This is a genomic window from Nonomuraea candida (assembly GCF_000725485.1).
In the GTDB taxonomy this organism is placed as follows: Bacteria; Actinomycetota; Actinomycetes; order Streptosporangiales; family Streptosporangiaceae; genus Nonomuraea; species Nonomuraea candida.
This window is the reverse complement of record NZ_JOAG01000141.1, coordinates 1-1,191: the sequence shown is the minus strand read 5'-3', so window position 1 is coordinate 1,191 and position 1,191 is coordinate 1. Positions and strand designations below refer to the sequence as shown.

The 1,191-nt window shown below is 67.5% G+C and carries 1 protein-coding gene; it reads right to left on the bottom strand.

What is annotated here, in order from left to right:
* Positions 1–1,191 (bottom strand): RNA polymerDNA-directed RNA polymerase subunit B (locus tag IO39_RS43415; RefSeq protein ID WP_043637679.1); only part of this gene is annotated, 1,191 nt, incomplete at both ends.

Below are 1,191 nucleotides of genomic sequence, written 5' to 3'. Positions count from 1 at the left end.
TCGGTGCACGGACCGTCGGCGATGACCTGGTTGACCTCGACGCGGTCGCCCTCGGCCACGATGGGCTTCTGGTTGAAGCTGGTGCCCTGGTTGGAGCGCTTGAACTTGGCGACGCGGTAGGTGGTGCGGGTGCCGTCGTCGTTCATCACGGTGATGTAGTCGGCGGAGACCTCCTCCACCACACCGGCCTTCTCGGCGCTGATGACGTCGCCGGCGTCGGTCGCGGCACGGTATTCCATGCCGGTGCCGACCAGCGGCGCCTCGCTCTTCAGCAGCGGCACCGACTGCCTCTGCATGTTGGAGCCCATGAGCGCGCGGTTGGCGTCGTCGTGCTCCAGGAAGGGGATCATCGCGGTGGCCACCGACACCATCTGGCGCGGCGACACGTCGATGTAGTCGACCTCCTCGGCACGGGCCAGCTCGGTCTCACCGCCCTTGGTGCGGACCAGGACGCGCGACTCGGCGAACGACCCGTCGGGGTTGAGCGCCGTGTTGGCCTGGGCCTTGACGTACCGGTCCTCCTCGTCGGCGGTCAGGTAGTCGATCTGGTCGGTGACCTTGCCGTCCACCACCTTGCGGTAGGGCGTCTCGACGAAGCCGAAGGCGTTGATCCGGCCGTAGGAGGCCAGCGAGCCGATGAGGCCGATGTTGGGGCCTTCAGGGGTCTCGATCGGGCACATCCGGCCGTAGTGGGACGGGTGCACGTCGCGGACCTCGAAGCCCGCCCGCTCACGGGACAGACCACCGGGGCCCAGCGCGGACAGACGCCGCTTGTGCGTCAGGCCGGCCAGCGGGAAGAACTCCTTGATCGACGCCACGACCGGGCGGATGTTGATCAGGGTCTGCGGCGTGATGGCCTCGACGTCCTGCGTCGTCATGCGCTCGCGCACGACGCGCTCCATCCTGGCCAGGCCCAGCCGGACCTGGTTCTGGATCAGCTCGCCGACGCTGCGCAGGCGGCGGTTGCCGAAGTGGTCGATGTCGTCGATCTCGACGATGACCTCGCGGTCGCCCGCGCCCGGCATGGACTCCTCGCCGGCGTGCAGGCGCACGATGTACTCGATCGTGGCGACGATGTCGTCCTCGGTCAGAGTGCCCTGCGTGATCTCGGCGTCGACGCCCAGCTTCTTATTGATCTTGTAACGGCCCACCTTGGCGAGGTCGTACCGCTTGGGGTTGAAATAGAGGTTC